The following is a 24,366-nucleotide window of genomic DNA, read 5'->3' on the forward strand; positions in this document are numbered from 1 at the left end:
TGACATGGTGTCCACCTACGACGAACTCGCCGGCACCCGGCCGCGTATCCGCCGGGACGTGCTCTACACCCAGACGCCCACCGGCGTGCACTTCCACAACGCACGCGGCGGATTCAGCGTCGTCATGCCGTCCGCCTACCGCTTCGCGACGCTCATGGTCCCGCACCTGACCGGCGACCACACGGTGGCCGCGCTCTGCGAGGGCCTCGGCGACAAGCAGCGCGAGATGGTGGTCCGACTGGTCGGTACGCTCTACGCGCGTGGTTTCGCCCGGGACGCCGTCCCCGCGGACGCCGGCGCGGAGCCGCTCGACCCGGCCGTCGCCGAGCGCTTCGCCGCGCAGGTCGACTACATCGACCACTACACCGACGGGTCCCTGGCCCGCTTCCGGCGCTTCCGGCAGACCCGGGTCGCCGTCGTCGGCGACGACGCGGTCGCCCGCTGGGCCGCACTGAGCCTGATCCGCAACGGCTGCGCCGCCGTCGCCGTACCGCGCTCCATCGACCGCCCGGGCAACGGCTTCGCCGACGTCACCGCCGAGGCGGCGGCGCTGCGGGACGCCGGCTGCGCCGCCGAGGTCGCCCTGCTGGACGCCACGGCCGGCGCTGACCCCGCCGCCTACGGCTGGCCGGACCTCGACGGCTACGACATGGTGCTGGTCACCGGCGCCGACGCGCCCCGGCGGCTCGCCGCCCTCCTCGACGCCGGCATACCGGCCGGCCGGCTGCTGCTGCCCGCCTGGCCCTTCGGCGACTCCGTGGTGATCGGCCCGCTCATGTCCCGCGGCGCCGCGGGCTGCTGGACGTGCGCGGCGCTCCGCCTCGGCACGAACGGCGAGCAGGGCGCCGCCGCGGACCTGTGGAGCGCGATGGCCCCCGGCGGCCCGCGCGACGCGGCCGCCCCCGCGGTCGGCGGCCCGCTCGCCGCGATGATCGGCAACCTCCTCGGCTACGAGGTCTTCCGCCGCACGACGGGCGTCCTGCCCGCCGAGACCGAGAACCAGCTGCTCGTCCAGCACACCGACTCCCTCGACACGACCGCGCAGCCCCTGCTGCCGCACCCCCGCTGCCCGTACTGCTCCGCCGCCCCCGAGAGCCCGCAGGAGCCGGCCCTGCTGGCCGAACTGCTCCCGGCGGAACCGGCGGAAGGGGAGGTGCCGGCGCAGGACGCCGGGGCGGTGTCGCCGCTCGGCGGACCCGTCGGGGACGGGGCCGCCGAGGAGGACGCCGCGCAGGCGGCGCTCGCGGAGATCTCCGGGCGGGCGGTCCTGGTGCAGTCCATGACCGGGGTCTTCGCCGCGTACGCCGACGAGGACTGGGCGCAGACGCCGCTGAAGGTCAGCACGGTGGTGCTCGGCGTCGGGCACCGGGTGCGGCGCGAGGTGACCGCCTTCGACATCCACCACGTGGCCGGCGCGCGGCTTCGCGCGCTGCAACGCGCCGCCGAGGTCTACGCCGAGCACGTGGTGCCGGACCAGCAGGCGCTGTCCGGCGCGGAGTTGGAGGCCGCACGCGGCAAGTGGCGGGCGGTCGAGCCGTCCCGGCTGAGCATCGCGTCGGGCCTGGGCACCCCCGCGGAGCTGATCGCCCGCTGGTCTCCCGCGACCTCGCTGCTGAGCGGCGAGACGCTGCTGGTGCCCGCCGCCGCACTGCGGCCGTTCGGCGCCGACAACCAGGCCAGGGTCGTCGAGCCGACCTCCGCGGGGACCGGCGCGGGCGTGAGCCCCGCCGCCGCGGTGGCCCGCGGCCTGCGGACCGCGCTCGCCCACGACGCGCTGCGCCGGGCGCTGGGCGGCACGCTCGGCGTCGGCCTGGTCGCCCCGGACGCGCTGGACCCCGACGACGCCGAGATCACCTTCCTGCTCAGGTCCGCCGAGGGCCTCGACGCGGACCTGGAGATCCTGGAGCTGGGCGGCGGCCCGGGGGAGTGCGCCCTGCCGGTCGTGCTGGCCAGGGCCGCGGACCCCGCAACGGGCGCCCCGCACTGGGCGGTTGCCGCGGGCCTGCGCCGCCGCGACGCCGTCCTGGCCGCGGTGCGCGACCTGCTCGGCGCGGTGCAGACCGGTGCCACGCCCGACCTCGGCGACCCGCTGCTCGCCGACCTGGACCCGGCCGCCCTCGTCCCGAACGGCGAGCCGCCCGCCCCCGCCGCGGCCACCGACTGGCCGGCGGTCGCGACCGCCCTGCGTGCCGCCGGCCGCGACGTCCTGGCCGTCCCGGCGCACACGCCCGACCTGGCCGCAGGCCGCCTCCACGCCGCCCGCATCCTGCTGACCACCCCCGAGGCCCACCGGTGACCCCACCCACCCCCGGCGCCACGGTCGTGGCCGGCCCCACCGCCCGCGCCGGGTACGGCGGGCCGCTCGCCGAGGACTGCGGGCGGCTCGCGCACGACCTCGCCGCGGGGCTGCGGCAGTGGGGCGGCGGCGACGTCGTCGTCACGGCGCTCGGGGTGCGGGACGAGTTGGGGGTGGCGGGCGGCGAGGACCCCGCGGGCGCGGAGGTCGGGGTGCACCGCTACGGGCACCACCTCCTCGTCGGGCCTTTCGCGCCCGACGGCACCGCGGGCTGCCCGCGATGTCTGGCCCGGCGCTGGCAGGGCGTGCGCTCGCGGGCGTTGCGCGAGGCGCTGGAGACCGGCGCGGGGACCCGGCCCGCGGGGCAGCGCGCGGGCGACCCGGCCTTCGGCGTGGACGCCGTCGCCGCACTGATCGCAGCTCACCGGGAGCGGCCCGGCGGCGACGGCCGGCTGCCGTACGCCTTCCTCGTGGACGCCGAGACGCTCCGCGTCACCCGCTTCGGCTTCGTGCCCGACGCGGAGTGCCCGCGCTGCGGCGTACGTCCCGCGGACACGGCGGAGGCCGCGCGGATCACCTTCGCGGCGGCGCCCAAACCCGCGCCCGACGTCTTCCGGGCGCGGCCCGCGGACGACTACGACATCCCCTTCGAGGCGTTCGTCAACCCGGCGGCCGGCATGCTCGGGCCTTCCGTGGTGCCGGACCTGATCTCCGCGTCCACCTCCTCGACCGTCGGGTCGTTCCTGCTGCGCTCGGGCGACTACCTGCGCGAGTGCTTCTGGGGCGGCCACACCCCCCGCTACCGGTCCAGCGAACGGGTGGGCCTGCTCGAAGGACTTGAGCGCTTCGCCGGTATGCGGGCGCGCGGCAAGCGCACCTCGGTGTTCGCCTCGTACGACGAACTCGTGGCCGTGGAGGCCGTCTTGGACCCGCGCGCCTGCGGGCTGTACTCCGACGACTTCCACCGCGCGGAACCAGGCGTCCGCCCCTTCGACCCCGGCCTGCCGATCCCCTGGGTGTGGGGGTGGTCGCTGCGCGACCAGCAGCCGCTGCTCGTTCCGGAGATCCTGGCCTATTACCACGCACCCGGCGGCCTGGAGCACCGGTTCGTCCAGGAGAGCTCCAACGGCTGTGCGTCCGGCGGCAGTCTGGCCGAGGCCGTCTACTACGGCCTGATGGAGGTCGTCGAGCGCGACGCGTTCCTGCTGGCCTGGTACGGCAGGGCGCCGCTGCCGGAGATCGACATCGCCGGGACCAGCAGCGCGCACACCCGCGCGATGATCGACCGGCTCGCGATGTACGGCTACCGCGCCCGCTTCTTCGACACCCGCGTCAGCTTCCCGATCCCGGTGGTCACCGCCGTGGCCGAGCGGGTCGACGGCGGCCTCGGCCGGCTGTGCTTCGGTGCCGGCGCCGGACTCGACCCGGAGGCGGCGCTCGCGGCCGGGCTGTGCGAGATCGCCACCGACGCGGTCAACCTGCGCCGCAGGACCGCCCGCGACGAGGCCCGGCTGCGCTCCCTGGCCGCCGACTTCGACCAGGTGCTGGTGCTGCACGACCACCCGCTGCTGTACGGCCTGCCCGAGATGGCCGGCTACGCCGACTTCCTGCTGCGCGCCGATCGCCCGCGGGTCGCCCTCGCCGACCTCCCCGCGACGGGACCCGGCACCCTGCCGCCCGGCGACGACCTCGGCGACGACGTCGGAAGTTGCGTCGCGGCGGTAGCGAAGGCCGGCTTCGACGTCGTCGTGGTCGACCAGACCATGCCCGAGCAGCGCGAACTCGGCTTCCACACCGCCGGGGTGATCGTGCCGGGCCTGCTGCCCATCGACTTCGGCTGGCGCCGGCAGCGCGCCCGCCACCTGCCGAGAACCCGCACCGCGCTGCGCGAAGCGGGCCTGCACGACCGCGACCTGACAGCGGACGATCTCAACCAGGCCCCGCACCCATTCCCCTGAGCCGAGCCCCGGCGAGACCGCACAGAAAGGACGCACCCGTGGGATTCGCCCATGAGTACGCGACCGCCATCGTCCGGCGCGGCAGGTACCCCATGGAGCCGGCCGACTTCGTGCCCGACTGGGCCGACCGGCCGCGCAAGGGCAAGCACTTCCCCGGCGCCGGCGCCTTCCCGCTGCCGCAGGCGGCCGACCTGCCGGGCACCGGGCAGGCGACCGTGCAGCGCGGCCTGTTCGGGCCGCGCGGCACCGGCGCCTTCACGCTGCCGCTGCTCGCCGGGATGCTCCAGGAGTCCTACGGCCTGGTCGGCCGCAGGCTCGCCGTGCAGGCCAACTCCGACCTGGGCACCCTGCCGATGTACACCCAGGCCAACTGGTCGCGCGGCAGCGCGTCGGGCGGCGGCCTCTACCCGGTCGGCGTGCACTGGGTGGCGGGTCCCTCCGGCCCCCTGACGCCCGGCGTGTACTACTACTCCACGCCCCACCACGACCTGCGGCGGCTGCTGGCGGGCGACGCCACGGCCGAGGTCCGCGCGGCGGGCGGCGAGGCCCTGGCGGCGTACGACCAGTTCCTGGTCCTGGGGGTGCGCTTCTGGCAGAACGCCTTCAAGTACAACAGCTTCAGCTACCACGTCGTCACGATGGACACCGGCGCCCTGCTGCAGACCTGGCGGATCTGGGCCAGGGCGCGCGGCCTGCACATCGGCCCCGCCCTGTGGTTCGACGAGGCCAGGCTCGGCCGGCTGCTCGGCCTCGACGAGGACGAGGAGGGCGTCTTCGCGGTGGTGCCGCTCCGCTGGGAGCGCGACTCGGTGACCTCGGCTCCCGCGGCCGAGGCGCCCCGCGTGCGGTACGCCGACCAGGAGCGGTCCCGGACGACCATGACCTTCGAGACGGTGCGCCGCATGCACGCCGCGACCCTGGACGGCGCCGCCGAGCGGCCGCCCGCGGGGGTGCTGGACGGGGCGCTGGCCCTGCCGGTGCCCGCCGGCGGTGAGCGGACCGCGCTGCCCGCGCCGCGGGAGCTGGACACCCCCGTCGGCACCGCGCTGCGGGCCAGGCGCAGCAGCTTCGGCCGCTTCCAGGCGACGGCGCCGCTGCCGGCCGACGCGCTGTCGACCGTGCTGGCCGCGGTCGACGCGGCGGGCACCCTCGACAGCGACGCGGAGACCCCGGGCGGCGGACCGCTCAGCCGGGCCTACGTCTTCGTCAACCACGTGGCGGGCGTCGACCCCGGCAGCTACCTCTACGACCGCGCCGACGGCTCGCTGCGGCTGGTCGCGGCAGGGGCGCCGGGGGAGTTCCTGCAGCGCAACTACTTCCTGGCCAACTACAACCTGGAGCAGGCGGCCGCCGTCATCGTGCCCACCGCCAGGACCACCGCCGTCCTCGACGCCGTGGGCGACCGCGGGTACCGCCTGGTCAACGCGGTGATCGGCGGGATCTCGCAGGCCGTCTACACCGCCTCGGCCGCCGCCGGCCTGTCCTGCGGGGTGGCCCTGGGCTTCGACGCGATCTCCTTCACCGAGGAGCTGGCGCTCGACGCGACCGGCGAGGTGCCGCTGCTGATCATGATGATCGGCCACGAGCGCCCCCGCCCCGCCGACTTCCGCTACGACCTCGCCTGAGGGCTCAGCCCCACGGCACGGACCCAAGGACAGAAAGGAGCGGCATGAGCGTCGACGCCGCCGCGCAGGACACGGGGGACGCCCCGCACAGCTGGCTGCTGCACCGCCGCTTCATGCTGCGGGTGGCGGGTCTGCCGGTGGCGGCCGTGCACCGGCTGCGCAGCCCGGGCGCCCGGGCCTGGGCCGACCAGGTGCTGGCCGCCGAGCAGCAACTCGCCTCGATCGCAGTGGAGTTGAACGACCCGCTGACCGTGCTGGTCAAGGAGACGGAGGACGGCGCGGAGCGCAGGGCCGTCCTCGCCCTGCGCCGCCAGGTCTTCAACGACCGGCTGCCCCGCGACCCCGGAGCCGTACGCCGGCTGGCCGCCGGGCTCGGCGGCGGCACCGGGGACCTGCTCGCCGGCTGGCTCGACGCCCGGCTGCGGCTGGAGGAACTGCGGGGCGCCGGCGGTCCGTTGCTGGCCGGCGAACTCGCCGCGAGCCGGGCGGAACTGCGCGGGCTCGCGGCCGAGGACCGGCTGCGGCTGGCCCTCGCGCTGGCCTCGCCGACCCTCGACGGGCAGCTCGACGCCTTCATCGCCGACAGCGCGCCCGTACCGGACAAGCGGACCAGGAAGAAGGAGCGCTCGCTGCTGGCGTACCTCTACAGGACCGCCTGCAAGACCAGCCCGTTCAGCACCTTCACCGCGGTCGCCGAGGGCACCTTCGGCGACCCGGGCACCGAGGTCCGCACCGGCGGCGCCTGGACCAGCCACCCCCGGCTCAACGTGGTGGTGCTGGCCAGGCTCGCGGAACTGATCGCGGCCGACAGCGCCCGGCGCGACGACCTGCCGGTCACCCTGTCGGCGGGCTGGGAGCTGGACGACGACCGCATCCGCTACGTCCGCCGCTCGGTGACCGCCGGCGACGACAGCGCCGCCGTCAGCTTCGACGCCGCCCACGACCGGCTGTTCTTCCTGCGCAACAGCGGCACCCTGGAACGGCTGACCGCGCTCTTCCGCGACCGGCCGCAGCTGCGCTACGCGGAGCTGACGAGCTGGCTGACCGCCGAGACCGGGGCGACCGGCGACCAGGCCGCGCACTACGCCGCGACCCTGCTCGACCTGGAGATCCTGCAGATGACGGGGCTCGCGACCGACGTGCACACCGCGGACCCGCTGCACTCCTTCCGCGGCGCCCTGCGCGCGCTGGACCGCGGCTGGGCCGACGGCATCGCCGACCGCCTCGACGGCCCCGCCGGCTGCGTCGACGGGTTCAGGTACGCCGACGTCGCCACCCGCCGCGCGCTGCTGGACCGGTTGCGGCGCGAACTGCTCGCGCTGCAGGCCGACCTGGGCGCCGCGTCGCCGTCGCTGCCGCAGACGCTGCTCTACGAGGACGTACGCGAGGAGCAGGTCGCAGCCGACCTGGCCGAGTGGACGGAGCTGGCCGCGGCCCCGCTGCACGCGCTCACCGGGATGATGCCCGCCTTCGACGTGGCGCTGCCCCAACGGCTCACCCTCAAGGGCTTCTTCCTGGCCCGCTACGGCCGCGGCGGTCGCTGCGACGACCTGCTGCGGCTCGTGCACGACTTCCACGAGGACATCTTCACGCAGTACCTGCAGTTCACCTCGCTCAAGTCGCCCTGGGCGGCGGACGGCGGCCACGCCCCCGAGGAGAACTGGCTCGGCATGCCGGAGGTCGCCGCGCTGGACAAGGCCCGCACGGAGTTCACCGGCCGGATGCGCGACCTGTGGGCCGCCCACCCGGAGGGCGCCGCGGAACTGCGGCTCGGCGAGGACCTGGTGGCCGCGGTGAGCGGTGAACTGGCGCCGCTGGGCGACTCGTTCGCCCCGCACAGCCACTTCCTGCAGCTCGCCCGCCGCCCCGGCGACCCGCTGGTGGTGCTCAACAACTCTTACGGCGGCCTGTCCTTCCCCTTCACCCGCTTCACCCACTGCTTCGACGACATCGCCACGGCCGCAGGCCCGGACGGCGACGGCGGCCTGACCGGGCGGCTGCGCGAGACGCTGCGCGAGTGGCAGCCGCCCGGCGCGGTCTTCGCCGAGATCACCGCGGGCTCCGCCACCACCAACCTCAACCTGCACGGTCGGCTCACCGACTACGAGATCGTCTGCCCGGGGGAGAGCAGCACCGCACCCGCCGAGTCCAGGATCGACCTGGACGACCTCTACGCCGAGCACGACCAGGACGCCGACCGGCTGGTGCTGCGCTCCCGCCGGCTCGGCAGCGAGGTGATACCGCTCTACCTCGGCTACCTGGTGCCGATGGTGCTGCCCGAGGTGCCGCGCACCCTGCTGCTGCTCTCGCCGACCTCCCGCGCGTCCTTCGACGTGTGGCGCGGGGTGCCCGAGCCGCCCGGGCGCGACGGGGTCACCGCACGGCCCCGGGTCCGCTACCGCAGCGTGGTGCTGCACCGCAGGTCCTGGACGGCCGCGCCCGGCGCCCTGCCGGAACGCGAACCGGGCATGGACGACGCCGCGTTCTACCTGCGCTGGCAGCGCTGGCGTCGCGACCACGGGCTGCCGGACCGGGTGTTCGCCACCCTGCACGAGCAACGCGAGGGTGACGCGGGCGGTTTCGGTGCCGCCTTCGGCGGATCCAAGCCGCAGTACGTCGACTTCGACAGCCCGCTGTCGCTGATCGCCCTGGACGCGCTGACCGGCGGCGGCCGGACCAGGGCGGTCTTCGAGGAGATGCTGCCGGGCGAGGACGAGCTGCACGTCCGCTCCCCGCGCGGCCACCACGTCGCCGAACTGGCCGTGGAAATCGTCCCCCGCGCGGCGGCCACCGCCGCAGCGGCCCGGCCAGGAAGGCAGGACAGCGCCGTATGACCACACCAGAGGCAGCCACCGCCCCGGCCCAGGCAGCCGCCGCTCCCGCCGCCCCCGACACCGGGGGGACCCGCGGCGACTGGCAGGCCTTCCACGTCTTCTACGCCGCCAGCCCCCGCCCCTTCCTGCTGCGCTGCGTCCGCCCGCTCGTCGCGGAACTGACCGGCGAGGGCCTGCTGAGCGGCTGGTTCTTCATCAACTACTGGCTGGAGGGACCGCACATCAGGCTGCGGCTGCGCCCCTCGTCGCCGGCCGCCGCCCCCGAGGTCGCCGCCCGCGCGAGCAGCGCGATCGCGGCCTTCCTCAGGGAGCGCCCCGCGCTCTACGAGGTCAAGGGCGGCTTCCTCGCCGACCTCTACAACACCCTCTTCGAGCTGGAGTTCCCCGGCGGCGAGCGGGGCGGCCTGGTCGACGAGGACGGCCACATGAAGCTGCGGCCCAACAACACCTTCAGCCCCGAGCCCTACGAGCCCGAGTACGGCAAGTACGGCGGCCCGGCCGGGATCGAGCTGGCCGAATGGCACTTCCAGCGGTCGAGCGAGCTGGTCTCCGGGGCGCAGGGCACGATGAACCTGCACCTGCGGACCGTCCTGCTGGGCGTGGCCGCGCAGTTGATGATGACCATGTCGGGCTGCCTGTTGCGGGACGATGCGGCACTGCTGGAATTCCTGGACCGCTACCACGAGTTCTGGAACTCCGCCTTCGCCACCACCAACTACACCGCCCAGGACGGCTACGACCGCGCCTACGGCACCATGGAGGCGCTGCCCGCCCGCTTCCAGCAGATCCGCGCCGCCGTCGCCGAGCCCGCCCCCGAGCGGCTGCCCAGCTTCCTCGGCGGCTGGGCCGAGCACTGCCTCGACCTGCGCGAACGGGTCGTGGCGCTGGCCCGCGGCGGCGACCTGGTCTTCCGGTCCTGGGACGGCACGCGCGACCTGCCGGTCACCGACCCCGACCAGGCGCTGCCGATGCTGCTGTCGCCGTACATGCACATGACCAACAACCGGCTGTCAGTCACCGTCCGCGACGAGGCGTTCCTGTCGTACGTGCTGGCCCGCGCGCTGCGCGAGCCCCGGCCCACGGCGGCGCCATGACCACCGGCGGCCTGCTCGACCTGCGGCCCGCACTGCGGCCCGGCATCCTCGTCGGCCCCGCACTGACCCGCGGCCCGGCCGTGGTCCACCTGCTCAAGGACCCGGTCACCGGGGTGCGGATGGAGGTCGGCGCCAAGGAGCACTTCATCATCACCCGGCTGGACGGCAGCCGTTCGCTCGCCGAGATCGGCACCGAGTACGCCGCCAGCTTCGGCGCCCGGCTCGGCGACGCGCAGTGGCAGCAGATGCTGCGGCTGCTGTCCACCCGCCAACTCCTCGACGGCGGCCGCCCGGTGGCCGTCCCGCCTGCCGCCCCCGCCGACGTGCGGCGCAGGCCCGCCGGCTCGGGGCTGCTGAGCGGCAGCACCCGGATGGTCGCCGACGCGCCCGCCCTGATGGACCGGCTGCACGGCGCCACCGCCTTCGCCCGCAGGCCCGCCGTCCTGGTCCCGCTGCTGGTGCTGGCCGCCGCGGTGCCGGTCGCCGTCGCCGTCCGGTTCGGGGAACTGGCCGACCAGACCGGGCGGTTGTACCACCAGCCGGTCACCCTGGCCGCCGTCGGCTGCGTGCTGTGGGTCAGCCTCGGCCTGCACGAGCTGGCCCACGGCCTGGTCGCCAGGGCGTACGGGCTGCGGGTCGGCGAGATCGGCCTGCGCCGGGTGTGGGGCGTGATGACGTACCTCTACTGCGAGGTCGAGGACGTGCAGTTCCTCGACCGGCGCGGCCGGCAGGTGGCGGTCGCCGTCGCGGGCGCGGTGATGAACCTGCTCTTCCTGCTGCCCTTCTGGCCGGTGTGGGCACTGCTCCCGGACTCGGCGCAGGCGCTGCCCGCACTCGGCGGCCTGCTGCTGCTCGGCACCGCGATGGCCCTGCTCAACCTGGTGCCGCTGCCGCCGCTCGACGGCTACAAGATCCTCGGCTACGCGCTCGGCACCCTGCGGCTGGCCACCGAGAGCCGCACCTTCCTGGCCGTTGCGGCCGGTTCGCTGCGCCCGGCAAAGGGCAGCGCCCCCACCCGCGGACAGGGCGACGCTCGCGCGCGGCTGCGCCGCTACCCCGGCCGACTCCGGCTCGTCTACGGCGTCTTCGCGCTCTGCTGCGCCCTGCTGGCGCTCGCGGTGCTGGCCGGGGCGTGCCTGCTGTGCCGGGCCGCGCTGCCCGGCCGCTGGGACGCGTGGACCTGCTACCTCCCCCTCGCCCTGATCGCCGCGGCGCTGCCGCTGCGGCTGCTCGGCCTGCGCTTCGCGGCCCGCAGGGCGGCGTCGAAGCCTGCCCAGGACCCGCCGGCGCCCGAGCAGCAGGCACCACAGACCACCCCGCCCGCGCCGCAGCCGGGCACCCCACCACAGCAGCGGGAGAAAGGCGACATGAAACCACAGCCCCGTCCGGCGGGGACCGCCATCGTGCTCGACGGCGTCAGCAAGCACTACGGCGAGGTGCACGCGCTCGACGATGTGTCGCTGACCGTCGGGCAGGGCGAGTTCTTCGGTGTGCTCGGCCCCAACGGGGCAGGGAAGACCACCCTCGTGGAGATCGTCGAGGGCATGCGCAGGGCCGACTCCGGCACGGTCAGCGTGTTCGGACTGAGCCCGTGGCCGCGCAACACCGCGCTGCTGCGCAGGATCGGCGTGCAGACCCAGACCTCGGCCTTCTTCACCCGGCTCACCGCGTGGGAGCACCTGGAGACCGTCGCCGCGCTGCAGGGCGCGGACCGCACCGCGGCCCGCCACGCGCTGGACCTGGTCGGCCTCGCGGGCAAGGAGCGCAGCCGGGTGGACGACCTGTCCGGCGGCCAGCGGCAGCGGCTCGCGCTGGCGACCGCGCTGGTCCACCAGCCCGACCTGATCTTCCTCGACGAGCCGACCGCCGCACTCGACCCGGAGGCCCGCAGGTCGCTGTGGACGGTGCTGCGCGACCTGCGCGGCGAGGGCCGCACCATCGTCTACACCACCCACTACCTCGACGAGGCCGAGGCGCTGTGCGACCGGGTCGCCATCATCGCGGGCGGCCGGGTGGTGGCCCTGGACAGCCCCGGCGCGCTGATCAGGTCGATGGCCGCGCCCGCCAGGCTGCTGGTGCCCGCCGACCGGATCACCGTCGAGCAGGCCCGCGCCGTCGAGGGCGCGGAAAGGGTCCTGCTGGAGGGCGGCGAGGTCGTCATCGAGACCCGGCACGCCAACAGGGTGCTCATCGAACTGGGTGCGCTGGTCGACATGGACGCGATCCAGACCAGGACCGCGACCCTGGAGGACGCCTACCTGCGGCTCACCGCGTCCCCACCGCCCCGAGCGGCAGGCGCCGTAGCCCCCGCGGTCGGAACGGAGCGCAGCCGATGACCACGACGACCCCGCGGCCGACCGCTGTCCCCAGCGCGTACGCCACCCTTACCAGGGCCACCTTCCTGGCGTCGGTGCGCGACCGCACCACCGTCTTCTTCACGTTCGCCTTCCCGCTGGTCTTCCTGGTGGTCTTCGGGCTGCTCTTCCGCGGCCAGTCCGTCGACGGCGGCCTGCCGTACATCAACTACGTGGCGCCCGGCGTGCTGTCGTGGGGCGTCGGCAACGCGGCGCTCTTCGGCCCGGCCTTCGCGCTGATGCACTGGCGCCGCGACGACATCCTGCGGTTGATCTGGCGCACCCCCACCCCCCTTCCCACCGTGCTCGGTTCTCGTTTCCTGGTGGCCGTCGTGGTGGGCCTGTCGCAGGCGGTGCTCTTCACCGCGGTCGCGCTGCTGCCCTTCTTCGGCCTGCACCTGGACGGCAGTTGGCCGCTGGCGCTGCCGCTGCTGGTCTTCGGGGTGGCCGCCTTCCTGTCGATGGGCCTGGTCGTCGGCAGCCTCGCCGACACCCCGGAGGCGGTCGCCGCCATCGCCAACTGCGTAATGGTGCCGATGGCGTTCCTGTCCGGCTCCTTCTACCCGGCCGACCTGCTGCCGGGCTGGATACGGACCGCGTCGTGGGTGCTGCCGCTGCGCTATCTCGACGACGGCCTGACCGACGTGCTGGCCGGGCGGGCGTCGTTCGGCTCGCTGGCCCTGGACTGCGGCGGCCTGGCCGCCTTCACCGTCGTCTTCGGGCTGATCGCCGCCCGCATCTTCCGCTGGAGCAACCGGACATGACGACCGAGACCGCCGTACGCCCCGGGTCCGCACCCGGCCCGGGCGCCGCCGCACCGCTGCCGCTGGAGGCCGCGGGCCTCGACCTCGAACGCCGGCTCGCCGCGCGGGCCGCACGCGAGCGCGCTGCCGTACCCCGGGTCGCCGTCATCGGCGCGGCCGACGTGCTGCGCCGGGAGGAGCCGCAGACCGCGGCCGCCCGTGCCGCGGCCACCGTCCACCTCACCGCGGACGCCGTGCTGGTCGGCCCCTGGGGCGGCTCCGCAGACACCGCGGCCTGCGGCTGCTGCCTGGCCGTCCGCTGGCAGCGGCTGCGCACCCGTACCGAGCGCGACGCCCTGGAGACCGGCCTGTCCCGCTCCGCCGCGGGCGACTGGCCGGTGCTGCCCGAGTACACCGCGGACGCGGTGTGGTCGCTGTGCCGCCTGACGGCGGACGCCGCCGGGGGCGCGCTGCCGCAGGTCACCCGCCTCGACCTGGAGACCGGGCAGGTCAGCACGGTGCCGCTGCTCGCGGAACCGCTGTGCCCGCACGCGCCGCACACCCCGCAGGCGCAGGTCACGGTGGAGGCCGAGGGCTTCCCCGCCTCGCGGGAGAAGCCCGCCGCCGACCGCTACCGGCTGCGAACGGCCGGCGGCTACGACCTGCCGGCCGCCGCGCTGGCCAACCCGGTGTGCGGGGTCCTCGGCGCGGGCACCTGGAGCGACGTCACGTCACCGACCACCGCGCCGGTCGCGGGCAGCGTGTTCATGCGCGGCTACGCGGGCCTGACCGACGTCACCTGGAGCGGGCAGTCCCACTCCTTCGCCGCCAGCCGCGACCTGGCCTTCCTCGAAGGCCTCGAACGCTACGCGGGCACCCACCGCAGGGACCGCGGCGGCATCGTCACCGACTCCTACGACAACCTCGGCGACGCCGCCCTCGACCCGCGCGACTGCGGGCTCTACGCCCCCGAGACCTACCGCGACGACCCGATGATCGCGCCCTTCGACCCGTCGCGCCCGATCCCGTGGGTGCGGGGCTGGTCGCTGCGCGACGACCGCCCGGTGCTGGTGCCCGCCCGGCTCGTCTACTACAGCGCGGGCACGGCGGCCGACCACTTCGTCTTCGAGTGCTCCAACGGCTGCGCGACCGGCAGCTGCCTGGAGGAGGCGGTGCTCTTCGGCCTGCTGGAACTGATCGAGCGGGACGCGTTCCTGCTCGCCTGGTACGGCAACGCCCGGCTCACCGAGATCGACCTCGGCGCCTGCCGCAGCCCGGTGCTGCGCGCCATGACCGACAGGGCCGCGCTGTGCGGCTACGACGTGCACGCCTTCGACAACCGCGTCGACCTGGCCGTCCCCGTCGTCACCGGCCTCGCCGTCCGCAGGGACGGCGGCCCCGGCACGCTCGCCTTCGCCGCGGGCGCCGCCTTCGACCCGGAGACGGCGGTGGAGGCGGCGGTCTCGGAGATCCTGACCTACCTGCCGCACCTGCCGCGCCAGGTGACCGAGCGGCCCGCCGAACTCGACGCGATGGCCGAGGACTTCGGCCTGGTACGCAGGCTGCCCGACCACGCGGCGCTCTTCGGCCTGCCCAGGATGGCGCGGTACGTCGGCAGCTACCTGGAGCCGACGGCGGTCAGGCCGCCCGCGGAGGTCTACGCCGAGTGGGAGGACCGCCGCCCGCGCGGCCTCGACCTGCGCGACGACGTCCTGTGGTGCACGCAGGAGCTGGCGCGGGCGGGCTGCGACGTGATCGTGGTCGACCAGACCGCGCCCGAGCAGCGCAGGATGGGCCTGCGGACGGTGTGCACGATCGCGCCGGGACTGCTGCCGATCGACTTCGGGTGGGCGCGGCAGCGGGCGCTGACCATGCCGCGGCTGCGCACCGCGCAGCGCAGGGCCGGGATGCGCCCCGACGACCTGCGCGAGTCCGAGGTGCGCCGGGTGCCGCACCCCTTCCCGTGACCGGTGCGGGCAGGACGTCGGGCACCGCACCCGGCCCTCGGCACGACCGCTCCGCGGCCCGCACGCAGCGGGCCGCGGAGCGGCGGACGGCGGGGGAGCCGTCAGGCGGTGCAGCTGGTGGTGCTCGTCGTGCTGGAGCAGGTGCTGGTGCTGGAGCAGCTGGTCGAGGAGCCGAGCATGACCTCGCTGGCGTCCGAGTAGTCGGTGATCTCGAAGGTCTCGGACTCCAGCTCCAGGATCTCCTGGGCCAGCGACGCGAGCGGCGTGTCCTGCTTGGTGATCGCCATGGTGACTCCCTCTTGTCGGCAGGGGACGCGGCCCGGAACGGGCCGGCCGACTCTGTTCTACGCGCGTCCACTGACCGATCGCCCGTCCTCCCGCTGTCACTCCGCTGGCACGCCGACAGGAGCGCCCGATGACCCCGCAGGCCGTACCGGAAGCCGCGCCCGCACCCGTGCCCGTAACCCGCGGCGTCCTGGCCGGGGCCGCCGAGCTGTACGCAGCGGTGCACCGCGACCCCGAGCTGTCGGGCGCCGAGCAGCGCACCGCGGCCCGGCTCGCCGCCGCCCTGCGGGCCGCGGGACTGGACGTCACCACCGGCGTCGGCGGCCACGGCGTGGTCGGCGTCCTGCGCAACGGACCCGGACCGGTGGTGATGGTCCGCGCCGAACTCGACGCGCTCCCGGTGCGCGAGGACACCGGCCTGCCGTACGCCAGCACGGTCACCGCGCCGGGTCCCGACGGGACGCAGGTGCCCGTGATGCACGCCTGCGGCCATGACGCGCACCTGGCCGCGTTGTCCGGTGCCGCCGCCGCGCTCGCCGGTTCCGCGGACGGCTGGCGCGGCACCCTGGTGGCCGTCGGGCAGCCCGCGGAGGAGACGCTGAGCGGGGCCGCCGCGATGCTCGCCGACGGTCTCTACACCCGCTTCCCCGTGCCCTCGCACGTCCTGGCCCAGCACGTGGTGCCGCTGCCCGCGGGCATGGTCGCGCACGGCGAGGGGCCGCTGCTGGCGGGCAGCGCGACCCTCGAAGTGGTGCTGCACGGCCGCGGCGGGCACGCGGCGGCCCCGCACCTGGCCGCCGACCCGGTGATCACGGCGGCCGCGGTCGTCCTGCGGCTGCAGACCGTGGTGTCCCGCGAGACGGGACCGGGCGAGCCGCTGGTGGTCACGGTCGGCTCGGTCAGGGCGGGCACGCCCGGCGGCGGCAACGTCATCGCCGACCGGGCGACGCTCGAAGTGACGGTGCGCTCCTTCACCGACGCGGGCCTGGACCGCGCGGTCGCGGCCGTGCACCGCATCGTGCGCGCGGAAGCGGCCGCGGGACCCGAGCCCGCGCCGCCCGGGCCCGCCGTGCGGGTGCTGTCGCGGTCCCGGCCCACGGTGCCGGACCCGGCGGCGACCGCCGCCGTCCGCGGCGCCCACCTGGCCGCCTTCGGGCCGCACCGGGTGGCCCGCTGGCAGCCGTCGATGGCCACCGAGGACTTCGCGCTGTACGGCGACGCCGGCCGCGACCTGCACGGTGTGCCCGGCGTCCGGACCGCGTACTGGATGCTCGGCGGCACCGGGCCGCGGCAGTGGGCCGCCGCCGGCGGCCCCGCCGCGGACGCCGCGGCGCGGCTCGCGGCGCTCCCGGCGAACCACTCGCCGCTGTTCGCCCCGCACCCCAGGCTGACCCTGGAGACCGGCATCGCGGCGCTGGCGGCCGGGGTGCGGGCCGCCCTGACGATGCCGCCCGGGGTCGCATAAGGTCGGCGTCGACGCCGCGGGCAGCAGGCCGGGCACGTACCGCAGCCGCCGAAGGGTGACCTGGTGAGACTGAGGCTGGAATTCACGACCGAGCCGTTCGACCTGGACGTGCCGCCCCGCCACGCGGTGGTGGCCCGGGAGGTCGTCGAGGGCGGCACGCTCGACGCGGTCGACGTGGGGCCGTTCGGCAACACCGCCGAGGGCACCGCGGACGACGTCGTCGCGGCCGTCGCCGAGCTGCTGCGGCGCACCCTGGCCGCCGGTGCCACCCGGGTCTCGCTTCAGGTCAGCGCGCTGGGGGAGGACGGGGAGTGAGCGCAGCCGACGCGGTGCCGCACCCCTTCGCCGACGCCGTCAAGCCGCTGGTGGACGCGATGGGCGGCGAGATGGTCGCGCCCGCGCAGGCGCGCGGCGACGACGTGGTGCTCCGCTGGGAGGGCGAGCCCGTCGTCGCGGTACGGCTGCCGCACCTGGCCGACTCGCTCGACCACCTGCTGGCCGACCTGCAGCGCAGGCACGGGCCGCTGCCGGCGCTCGGCCGCAAGGAGAAGCAGCAGGTGGTGCGCATCCTGGAGGAGCGCGGCGCCTTCTCGGTGCGGCACGGCGTGGAGACCGTCGCCTCCGCGCTCGGGGTCAGCCGCTTCACCGTCTACAACTACCTGAACAGGGAGAACGCCGCCCGCGAAGGGCAGTGACCGCAACGCCCGGCGCGCCGGTTAACCAGAAGTTTTCAACAAACTGTTGACGTTGACGGGCGGCGGCTCCTAGCGTGCGACTGTGACTTCCAGCGCATCGCCGGGACTCTCCCGGCTCAACGCGGCCGCCCCGTCCGCCGCTGCCGCCCTGCTGCACGAGGTGTGCAGCAGCACGGCATGGGGTGCCGCGGTGGCCGCGCGGCGGCCCTACGGCCAGGTCGACGACCTGCTCGCGGCGAGCGACCGGGCCATGGCGGCGCTGACCCCCGCCGACCTGCGCGAGGCGATGGCCGGGCACCCGCCGATCGGCCGGCCGAAACCCGGCGACCCCGCCTCCGCCCGCGAGCAGGGCGGCGTCGAGGAGGCCGAACGCGCCGAACTGCTCACGCTGGGCCTCGCCTACCAGGACCGGCACGGCCACGTCTTCCTGATCTGCGCCACCGGCGCGACCGGCGCGCAGATCAAGGCCGCCCTCCAGGCCCGGCTCGGCAACGATGAGGACACCGAACGCGAGATCGTCCGCACCGAACTGGGAAAGATCAACCGCATCAGGCTCGGCAGGCTCGCGGCGACCGCGCAGGAGGACCCGTCATGACGTCCGTGTCCACCCACATCCTCGACACCAGCGCCGGCCGCCCGGCCGGGGGAGTCGCCGTGTCGCTGGAGGTCCGCGCGGGGACGGCCCAGCCCTGGACGCCGCACGGCGGCTCCACGACCGACACCGACGGCCGCTGCCGGGACCTGCCCGCGCTGCCGGCGGACACCACCCACGTGCGGCTGCGGTTCGACGTGGCGCCGTACCTCGCACCCCGCGCCCGCCATCCGGCCGAGGCCCAGCAGGACGCCCCCCGCACGGACCACGGTCCAAGGGACAGCGGAGCCTTCTTCCCCGAGGTCGCGGTGGTCTTCGCCGTCACCCCGGGCGAGCACTTCCACGTACCGCTGCTGCTCAACCCGTTCGGCTACTCCGTATACCGAGGGAGCTAGCGAGATGACCACGATGCTCGGCCAGAACCAGTACGGCAAGGCGGAGAACCGCGTCGTCCGGGTCACCCGCGACGGCGGCACCCACCACGTCAAGGACCTGAACGTCTCGGTCGCGCTGTCCGGCGACATGGACGACGTCCACCTGTCCGGGTCGAACGCCAACGTGCTGCCCACCGACACCACCAAGAACACCGTCTTCGCCTTCGCCAAGGAGTACGGCATCGACTCCGCCGAGGCCTTCGGCATCCACCTGGCCCGGCACTTCGTGACCAGCCAGCAGCCGATCCACCGGGCGCGGATACGGATCGAGGAGTACGCCTGGGAACGCATCCCGGTCACCGACCAGGACCGCGCCGGGCACTCCTTCGTCCGCAGGGGCCAGGAGACCCGCACCGCCGAGGTCTCCTACGACGGCGAGCACTGGCAGGTCGTCTCCGGGCTGGCCGGCCTCGTGGTGCTCAACTCCACCGACTCCGAGTTCCACGGCTTCGTCAAGGACGCCTACACCACCTTGCAGGAGACCCGCGACCGGATACTCGCCACCGAGGTCAACGCCCGCTGGCGGTTCGCCTGGACCGGCGGCGCCGGGCAGGAGCCACCGCGCTGGGAGGAGTCGTACACGGCCGTACGCGGCGACCTGCTGGGCGCGTTCGCCGAGACGTACTCGCTCTCGCTCCAGCAGAGCCTGTTCGCGATGGGTTCGCGGGTCATCGACGGCAGCGCGGCGGCCGGCGCCATAGACGAGGTGCGGCTCTCGCTGCCGAACAAGCACCACTTCCTCGCGGACCTGGCGCCCTTCGGCCTGAAGAACGACAACGAGGTCTACCTGGCCGCCGACCGCCCCTACGGGCTGATCGAGGGCACGGTGCTGCGCGACGGCGCCGAGGCCCTTATCCCGGTGACGGACTGAGAGGGAGGGGAACCGCCATGACCGAGCGCATCGTCATCGAGAACTGCGCCGTCGCCACCGTGGACGCGGCGGGCACCGAGTACGACTCGGGGCACGTCGTCGTCGCGGGCAACGTCATCGAGTCCGTCGGCGCGGGACCCGCCCCCGCCGAACTGGCGGACGTGGCCCGGCGGATCGACGGCACCGGGCACCTGGCCACCCCGGGACTGGTCAACACACACCACCACTTCTACCAGTGGCTCACCCGGGGACTGGCGCAGGACAGCAACCTCTTCGACTGGCTCGTCGAGCTGTACCCGGTGTGGGCGCGGATCGACGAGGACATCGTCCACGCGGCCGCCTCCGGGTCGCTGGCGATGATGGCCCGCGGCGGTGTCACCACCGCCATGGACCACCACTACGTCTTCCCGCGCGGCACCGGCGACCTGCTCGGCGCGGAGATCAGGGCCGCGTCCCGGGTCGGGGTGCGGTTCACCGCCGCCCGCGGCTCGATGGACCGCGGCAGGAGCGACGGCGGGCTGCCGCCGGACTTCGCCGTGGAGACCACCGAGGCCGCGCTGCTGGCGACCGAGGCCGCCATCGACGCCCACCACGACGCCTCGTTCGGCTCGATGCTGCACATCGCGGCCGCGCCCTGCTCGCCCTTCTCGGTGTCCACCGAACTGCTGCGCGAGGCCGCGGTGCTGGCCCGCGGCAAGGGCGTACGGCTGCACACCCACGGCAGCGAGACGGTGGAGGAGGAGAAGTTCTGCCACGAGCTGTTCGGCATGGGGCCCACCGACTACTTCGAGTCCACCGGCTGGCTCGGCGACGACGTGTGGATGGCGCACTGCGTCCACATGAACGACTCCGACATCGCCGCCTTCGCCCGCACCGGCACGGGCGTGGCCCACTGCCCGTCCTCCAACGCCCGGCTCGCCGCCGGAATCGCCCGGGTGCCCGACATGCTCGCCGCGGGGGTGCCGGTCGGCCTCGGCGTGGACGGCACCGCGTCCAACGAATCCGGTGAGCTGCACACCGAGTTGCGCAACGCCCTGCTCATCAACCGCCTCGGCGGCGGCGAGAAGGCGATGTCCGCCCGGCAGGCGCTGCGCCTGGGCACCTACGGCGGCGCTCAAGTCCTGGGCAGGGCCGACGAGATCGGCTCCCTGGAGCCGGGCAAGCTCGCCGACCTGGTGCTGTGGAAGCTGGACGGCCTCGGCCACGCCTCGATCGCCGACCCGGTCGCCGCTCTGGTGCTGGGCGCGGCAGCGCCGGTCACCCTGTCGCTGGTCAACGGCCGGCCGGTGGTCGAGCAGGGGCGGTTGACCGGTGTCGACGAGGACGAGATCGCCCGCCTCACCCGCACCGAGGCGCGCCGGCTGGCCGCGCTCGCGGGCCTGGCCTGACCGTTGCCCGCCGGACGGCCGGCCGGGGAGGGACGGCCCCCGGCCGGTGGCCGTACCAGGCCCCCGCACACCCCGGGACCCGGGCACGGCGCCACCGCCCCGGACCGTGCACCACGGTCCGGGGCGGTGTGGCGGCCGGCTCAGTCCGCCAGCTGCTCGTAGGCGGGCAGCGTCAGGAAGTCCACGTACTCGGCGTCCAGCGCGGTCCGCAGCAGCAGGTCGTACGCCTGACTCCACCGGCCGGCCGCGAAGGCCTCCTCGCCGACCTCGGCGCGGATCGCGGCGATCTCGTCGGCCGCGACCCGGCGCACCAGTTCCGGGGTGGCCTTCTCGCCGTTGTCGAAGACGACACCGGTGTTGGTCCACTGCCAGATCTGCGAGCGGGAGATCTCCGCGGTGGCCGCGTCCTCCATCAGGTTGAAGATCGCGACCGCGCCCGTGCCGCGCAGCCACGCCTCGATGTAGCGGACGCCGACCTGCACGGCGTTGCGCAGCCCCTCGTACGTCGGGCGGGCGTCCAGCGAGGCGATGTCGATCAGCTCCGCCGCGGTCACGTGGACGTCCTCGCGCAGCCGGTCCTTCTGGTGCGGGCGGTCGCCGAGCACCGCGTCGAAGGAGGCCCGGGCGATCGGCACCAGGTCGGGGTGCGCGACCCAGGAGCCGTCGAAGCCGTCGGACGCCTCGCGGTCCTTGTCCGCCTTGACCTTCTCGAAGGCGACCCGGTTGACCTCGGCGTCCCTGCGGGACGGGATGAAGGCCGCCATGCCGCCGATGGCGTGCGCACCGCGCTTGTGGCAGGTGCGGACCAGCAGTTCGGTGTACGCGCGCATGAACGGCGCGGTCATCGTGACCGCGTTGCGGTCCGGCAGCACGAAACGCGCCCCGCCGTCACGGAAGTTCTTCACGATCGAGAAGAGGTAGTCCCAGCGGCCCGCGTTGAGCCCCGAGGCGTGGTCGCGCAACTCGTAGAGGATCTCCTCCATCTCGTACGCGGCGGTGATCGTCTCGATCAGCACCGTCGCCCGCACCGTGCCCTGCGGGATGCGGAGCCGGTCCTGCGCGAAGACGAACACCTCGTTCCACAGTCGGGCTTCGAGGTGGGACTCGGTCTTGGGCAGGTAGAAGTACGGACCCTTGCCGAGGTCGATCAGCCGCTGCGCGTTGTGGAAGAAGTACAGCCCGAAGTCGACCAGGCCGCCGGGCACCTGCTCGCCGTCCACCGTCAGGTGCCGCTCGTTCAGGTGCCAGCCGCGCGGCCGCATCACCACGGTCGCCAGCTCGCCGGCCGGGCCGAGCGCGTAGCTCTTGCCCTCGGGGGAGGTGAAGTCGATCCGCCGCTCGTAGGCGTCGATCAGGTTCAACTGGCCGCCGATGACGTTCTCCCAGGTGGGGGCGGAGGCGTCCTCGAAGTCGGCGAGCCAGATCCGGGCGCCCGAATTCAGCGCGTTGATCGTCATCTTGCGGTCGGTGGGGCCGGTGATCTCCACCCGGCGGTCGTCCAACGCGGCCGGGGCCGGGGCCACCCGCCAGCTGTCGTCGGCGCGGATGTGCGCGGTCTCGGGGCGGAAGTCGAGGGTCGCGGTGCGGGCGATCTCCGCGCGGCGCTCGGTGCGCAGCGCCAGCAGTTCGGCGCGTCGGGGCGCGAAGCGGTGGTGCAGCTCGGCGAGGAAGTCCAGTGCCCCGGGGGTCAGCACCTCCTCCTCGCGCGGCACGTGGTGCCCGGCCGTCCCGGTGACGACTGCGGTGGACGAAGGGGTCGGTGCGGACATGCGGTCATTCCTCCAGAGCGGGTCGGCGTCCGTCGGTGCGTCGTGCGCGCCGGGCTCGCCGTCGAGCGTGCGGCCACCCGGGTCCACGGTGCGGCACGCGGTGCCCGGCCGTCGCGAGCTACGGGCGCTTCTGCAAGGTGGAGCATAGTTTTCGCAGTGCGGAAGTTCAACGTTTTGTGGCACGCGGTGCAGCCGGCGGCAGAAGCCGCAGGTCGGCCGGGGTGTCGATATCCGCCGGGTCGGCGACGTCCGAGCAGTCCACCAGGAGCGTCTGCTCCGCGTGCTCCCGCAGATACGTCCGCGCGCCCCGGTCCTCGCCCGCGCTGCCCGCGACCCCCGCCCAGCGGGCGGCGCCGATCACCACCGGGTGCCCGCGGCGCTCGCCGTACGCGGCCGACACCAGCGCCGACAGCAGGTCGTCCGAGGCCCTGGCCGCCGTCACCACCCGCGCGACCGCCGCCGCGCCCACGCCCGGCTGGTCGACCAGCGCGATCACCACCGCGGCCGGGCGCACCGCCGCGGCGGCCAGCGACGCCAGGCCCGCGCGCAGCGACGAGCCCATGCCGTCCGGCCAGTGCGGGTTGTCGACCAGGACGCAGCCGGGCAGCTCCGCGGTGGCCCGCACCTCGTCCGCCGCCGCGCCCAGCACCACGTGCACCGGGCCGCAGCCGCCCTCCCGCAGCGCGCGCGCCGCGTGCTCCACCAGCGGGCGGCCGCCGTACGGCAGCAGCGCCTTCGGCCGCCCGCCGAGCCGCCGCCCCCCGCCCGCCGCCAGCAGCAGCCCGGCCACCTCGCCCTTTGTGTCCATGCCTCCTGCTTACCGTGTGCGCGCCCGCAGCGGAACAGGCCGCGGACGGGTCGGCGTGTTCCGGTATCGTCTGGCCAGGGGGCGGGAACGGGGTGACGAGGGTGTGCCCGCGCATTCCTTCCTCCCCCGGCCGACCCGGGCAACGTGCCCGCACGGCGCGTCGGCGGGCTCGACCGCGTAGGCCCGAGGAACGGGGACTGATGGGCGCTCAGCACACCGGCGGCGAGGTCCACCCCGGGTACGCGGGGCAGGCCGGGCACCCCGGGCCGCTCTATCAGCCGCCCGCGCCCGACGACCCCGCGGTCGTCGGCGGGCACCGCATCGCGGCCAGGCTCGGCGTCGGCGCCCTCGGCCCGGTGTACCTCGCCTACGCGCCCGACGGCAGGCCCGTCGCCCTGACCGCGGTACGGCCGGAGCTGGCCGCCCGCTCGGGCTTCGCGGCCGCGTTCGAACACGACGTCCAGGCCGTACGCCGGGTGCACGGGCCGTACACCGTGCCCGTGCTCGGCAGCGGCCACGACGGCTCCCGCTACTGGCTCGCCGCGGGTTACGTACCCGCGCTCACGCTGCACGCGGCCGTCTCCGACACCGGGCGGCCGCTGCCCGTCCCCGTCGTGCTGCGCCTGGTCGCCGGCGTCGCGGAGGCGCTGCGCGCCGTGCACCACGCCGGGGTCGTCCACGCCGGGCTCGGCCCTGGCACGGTCCTGCTCGCCGCGGACGGGCCGCGCGTCACCGGTTACGGCGTCACCCGCGCCGCCGCCGACGCGCCCGGCATCCCGGCGTTCTCCTCGCCGGAGCAGGCCGCCGACCGGCCGCCGGTCCCCGCGACCGACGTCTTCGCCCTCGGGCAGCTCGCCGCCTACGCGGCCATCGGAGTGCCGCCCTTCGGCGTGCGCCCGCTGAACGAGGAGCCCGACCTTTCCGAACTGCCGGGTGAGCTGCGGGAGATCGTCACCCGCTGCCTGATCAAGGACCCGGCCCTGCGGCCGTCCCCCTCCCAGGTCATCGCGATGGTCACGCAGGCCACCCACCATCGCCCCCCCACTCCCTGGCTCCCCACCCCCCTCCAAACCCTCCTGACCCTCCCCCCACCCCTCCCCCCACTCCCCACCACCTGGCCCCAACCCACCCCGCTCATGCCTCCGGCGGTGGGCGGGGTACCGGCTGCGCCGGTGGTGGCTCCGGCAA

Annotated in this window: 19 protein-coding genes; 16 read left to right on the forward strand and 3 right to left on the reverse strand. The window is 74.9% G+C overall.

The genetic code is table 11. From position 1 onward, the window contains the following. The first annotated feature begins 4 nt into the window (after positions 1 to 4). From NFU81_RS25185 to NFU81_RS25220, 8 genes are all read left to right on the forward strand, one after another. The gene (locus NFU81_RS25185) at positions 5 to 2,296 is read left to right on the forward strand and encodes a TOMM precursor leader peptide-binding protein (protein ID WP_251494501.1); all 2,292 of its coding nucleotides are present in this window, start codon (positions 5 to 7) and stop codon (positions 2,294 to 2,296) included. Further along, positions 2,293 to 4,254: a TOMM precursor leader peptide-binding protein gene (locus tag NFU81_RS25190; protein ID WP_422665286.1), complete on the forward strand. Its 1,962-nt coding sequence runs from the start codon at positions 2,293 to 2,295 to the stop codon at positions 4,252 to 4,254. The genes NFU81_RS25185 and NFU81_RS25190 overlap by 4 nt, the downstream gene beginning before the upstream one ends. 38 nt (positions 4,255 to 4,292) lie before the next feature. Then, entirely contained in the window at positions 4,293 to 5,879 is a 1,587-nt protein-coding gene (locus NFU81_RS25195) for a nitroreductase family protein (protein ID WP_251493943.1), read from the forward strand. 44 nt (positions 5,880 to 5,923) lie between these two features. After that, positions 5,924 to 8,713 carry a lantibiotic dehydratase gene (locus NFU81_RS25200; RefSeq protein WP_251493947.1) on the forward strand — a complete coding sequence of 930 codons (2,790 nt, stop codon included), beginning with the start codon at positions 5,924 to 5,926 and terminating at the stop codon, positions 8,711 to 8,713. Further along, positions 8,710 to 9,807, forward strand: a complete 1,098-nt coding sequence (locus NFU81_RS25205; RefSeq protein ID WP_251493950.1) for a lantibiotic dehydratase C-terminal domain-containing protein — start codon at positions 8,710 to 8,712, stop codon at positions 9,805 to 9,807. The genes NFU81_RS25200 and NFU81_RS25205 overlap by 4 nt, the downstream gene beginning before the upstream one ends. 1,367 nt (positions 9,808 to 11,174) lie before the next feature. Beyond that, entirely contained in the window at positions 11,175 to 12,143 is a 969-nt protein-coding gene (locus tag NFU81_RS25210) for an ABC transporter ATP-binding protein (protein ID WP_251494506.1), read from the forward strand. After that, positions 12,140 to 12,925 carry an ABC transporter permease gene (locus NFU81_RS25215; protein WP_251493952.1) on the forward strand — a complete coding sequence of 262 codons (786 nt, stop codon included), beginning with the start codon at positions 12,140 to 12,142 and terminating at the stop codon, positions 12,923 to 12,925. The genes NFU81_RS25210 and NFU81_RS25215 overlap by 4 nt, the downstream gene beginning before the upstream one ends. Continuing rightward, entirely contained in the window at positions 12,922 to 14,871 is a 1,950-nt protein-coding gene (locus tag NFU81_RS25220) for a TOMM precursor leader peptide-binding protein (RefSeq protein ID WP_251493955.1), read from the forward strand. Before NFU81_RS25215 ends, NFU81_RS25220 begins: the two co-directional genes overlap by 4 nt. A gap of 101 nt (positions 14,872 to 14,972) precedes the next feature. Here the strand turns inward: NFU81_RS25220 and NFU81_RS25225 are convergent, their stop codons facing one another. After that, on the reverse strand, positions 14,973 to 15,158 hold the full coding sequence (locus tag NFU81_RS25225) for a thiazolylpeptide-type bacteriocin (protein WP_033175763.1): 186 nt from the start codon (positions 15,156 to 15,158) through the stop codon (positions 14,973 to 14,975). Between the two features lie 128 nt (positions 15,159 to 15,286). Between NFU81_RS25225 and NFU81_RS25230 the strand changes: the two genes are divergently transcribed. From NFU81_RS25230 to NFU81_RS25260, 7 genes are all read left to right on the forward strand, one after another. Continuing rightward, positions 15,287 to 16,621 carry an amidohydrolase gene (locus tag NFU81_RS25230; RefSeq protein ID WP_251493958.1) on the forward strand — a complete coding sequence of 445 codons (1,335 nt, stop codon included), beginning with the start codon at positions 15,287 to 15,289 and terminating at the stop codon, positions 16,619 to 16,621. Positions 16,622 to 16,684: 63 nt separating this feature from the next. Next, positions 16,685 to 16,936, forward strand: a complete 252-nt coding sequence (locus tag NFU81_RS25235) for a hypothetical protein (protein WP_251493960.1) — start codon at positions 16,685 to 16,687, stop codon at positions 16,934 to 16,936. A 59-nt stretch (positions 16,937 to 16,995) separates the two neighbouring features. Then, positions 16,996 to 17,316 (forward strand): helix-turn-helix domain-containing protein, encoded by a 321-nt coding sequence (locus NFU81_RS25240; RefSeq protein ID WP_251494511.1) that lies wholly within the window; start codon positions 16,996 to 16,998, stop codon positions 17,314 to 17,316. An 82-nt stretch (positions 17,317 to 17,398) separates the two neighbouring features. Further along, on the forward strand, positions 17,399 to 17,911 hold the full coding sequence (gene uraD / locus NFU81_RS25245; RefSeq protein WP_251493963.1) for a 2-oxo-4-hydroxy-4-carboxy-5-ureidoimidazoline decarboxylase: 513 nt from the start codon (positions 17,399 to 17,401) through the stop codon (positions 17,909 to 17,911). Further along, positions 17,908 to 18,303 (forward strand): hydroxyisourate hydrolase, encoded by a 396-nt coding sequence (gene uraH, locus NFU81_RS25250; RefSeq protein ID WP_251493966.1) that lies wholly within the window; start codon positions 17,908 to 17,910, stop codon positions 18,301 to 18,303. The genes uraD and uraH overlap by 4 nt, the downstream gene beginning before the upstream one ends. A gap of 4 nt (positions 18,304 to 18,307) precedes the next feature. Then, positions 18,308 to 19,213 (forward strand): factor-independent urate hydroxylase, encoded by a 906-nt coding sequence (pucL, locus tag NFU81_RS25255; RefSeq protein ID WP_251493969.1) that lies wholly within the window; start codon positions 18,308 to 18,310, stop codon positions 19,211 to 19,213. Positions 19,214 to 19,230: 17 nt separating this feature from the next. After that, positions 19,231 to 20,601: an 8-oxoguanine deaminase gene (locus NFU81_RS25260; protein WP_251493972.1), complete on the forward strand. Its 1,371-nt coding sequence runs from the start codon at positions 19,231 to 19,233 to the stop codon at positions 20,599 to 20,601. A gap of 140 nt (positions 20,602 to 20,741) precedes the next feature. Here the strand turns inward: NFU81_RS25260 and aceB are convergent, their stop codons facing one another. Both aceB and NFU81_RS25270 read right to left on the reverse strand, forming a co-directional pair. After that, entirely contained in the window at positions 20,742 to 22,370 is a 1,629-nt protein-coding gene (aceB, locus tag NFU81_RS25265; protein WP_251493975.1) for a malate synthase A, read from the reverse strand. Between the two features lie 166 nt (positions 22,371 to 22,536). Beyond that, positions 22,537 to 23,178 (reverse strand): nucleotidyltransferase family protein, encoded by a 642-nt coding sequence (locus NFU81_RS25270; protein ID WP_251493978.1) that lies wholly within the window; start codon positions 23,176 to 23,178, stop codon positions 22,537 to 22,539. A 200-nt stretch (positions 23,179 to 23,378) separates the two neighbouring features. On the opposite strand from NFU81_RS25270, the gene NFU81_RS25275 reads away from it, so the two are divergent. Next, positions 23,379 to 24,366: serine/threonine-protein kinase (locus NFU81_RS25275; RefSeq protein WP_251493981.1), on the forward strand; the 988-nt coding region annotated here is incomplete at its 3' end.

This window comes from Actinacidiphila cocklensis, assembly GCF_907177275.1.
In the GTDB taxonomy this organism is placed as follows: domain Bacteria; phylum Actinomycetota; class Actinomycetes; order Streptomycetales; family Streptomycetaceae; genus Actinacidiphila; species Actinacidiphila cocklensis.

Bases quoted from the DNA above. Each gene is read 5' to 3' on its own strand.
- NFU81_RS25185 (WP_251494501.1), top strand. From the start codon at position 5: ATGGTGTCCACCTACGACGAACTCGCCGGCACCCGGCCGCGTATCCGC.
- NFU81_RS25200 (WP_251493947.1), top strand. From the start codon at position 5,924: ATGAGCGTCGACGCCGCCGCGCAGGACACGGGGGACGCCCCGCACAGC.
- NFU81_RS25205 (WP_251493950.1), top strand. From the start codon at position 8,710: ATGACCACACCAGAGGCAGCCACCGCCCCGGCCCAGGCAGCCGCCGCT.
- NFU81_RS25210 (WP_251494506.1), top strand. From the start codon at position 11,175: ATGAAACCACAGCCCCGTCCGGCGGGGACCGCCATCGTGCTCGACGGC.
- NFU81_RS25215 (WP_251493952.1), top strand. From the start codon at position 12,140: ATGACCACGACGACCCCGCGGCCGACCGCTGTCCCCAGCGCGTACGCC.
- NFU81_RS25220 (WP_251493955.1), top strand. From the start codon at position 12,922: ATGACGACCGAGACCGCCGTACGCCCCGGGTCCGCACCCGGCCCGGGC.
- NFU81_RS25225 (WP_033175763.1), bottom strand. From the start codon at position 15,158: ATGGCGATCACCAAGCAGGACACGCCGCTCGCGTCGCTGGCCCAGGAG.
- NFU81_RS25230 (WP_251493958.1), top strand. From the start codon at position 15,287: ATGACCCCGCAGGCCGTACCGGAAGCCGCGCCCGCACCCGTGCCCGTA.
- NFU81_RS25240 (WP_251494511.1), top strand. From the start codon at position 16,996: ATGGGCGGCGAGATGGTCGCGCCCGCGCAGGCGCGCGGCGACGACGTG.
- uraH (WP_251493966.1), top strand. From the start codon at position 17,908: ATGACGTCCGTGTCCACCCACATCCTCGACACCAGCGCCGGCCGCCCG.
- pucL (WP_251493969.1), top strand. From the start codon at position 18,308: ATGACCACGATGCTCGGCCAGAACCAGTACGGCAAGGCGGAGAACCGC.
- NFU81_RS25260 (WP_251493972.1), top strand. From the start codon at position 19,231: ATGACCGAGCGCATCGTCATCGAGAACTGCGCCGTCGCCACCGTGGAC.
- aceB (WP_251493975.1), bottom strand. From the start codon at position 22,370: ATGTCCGCACCGACCCCTTCGTCCACCGCAGTCGTCACCGGGACGGCC.
- NFU81_RS25270 (WP_251493978.1), bottom strand. From the start codon at position 23,178: ATGGACACAAAGGGCGAGGTGGCCGGGCTGCTGCTGGCGGCGGGCGGG.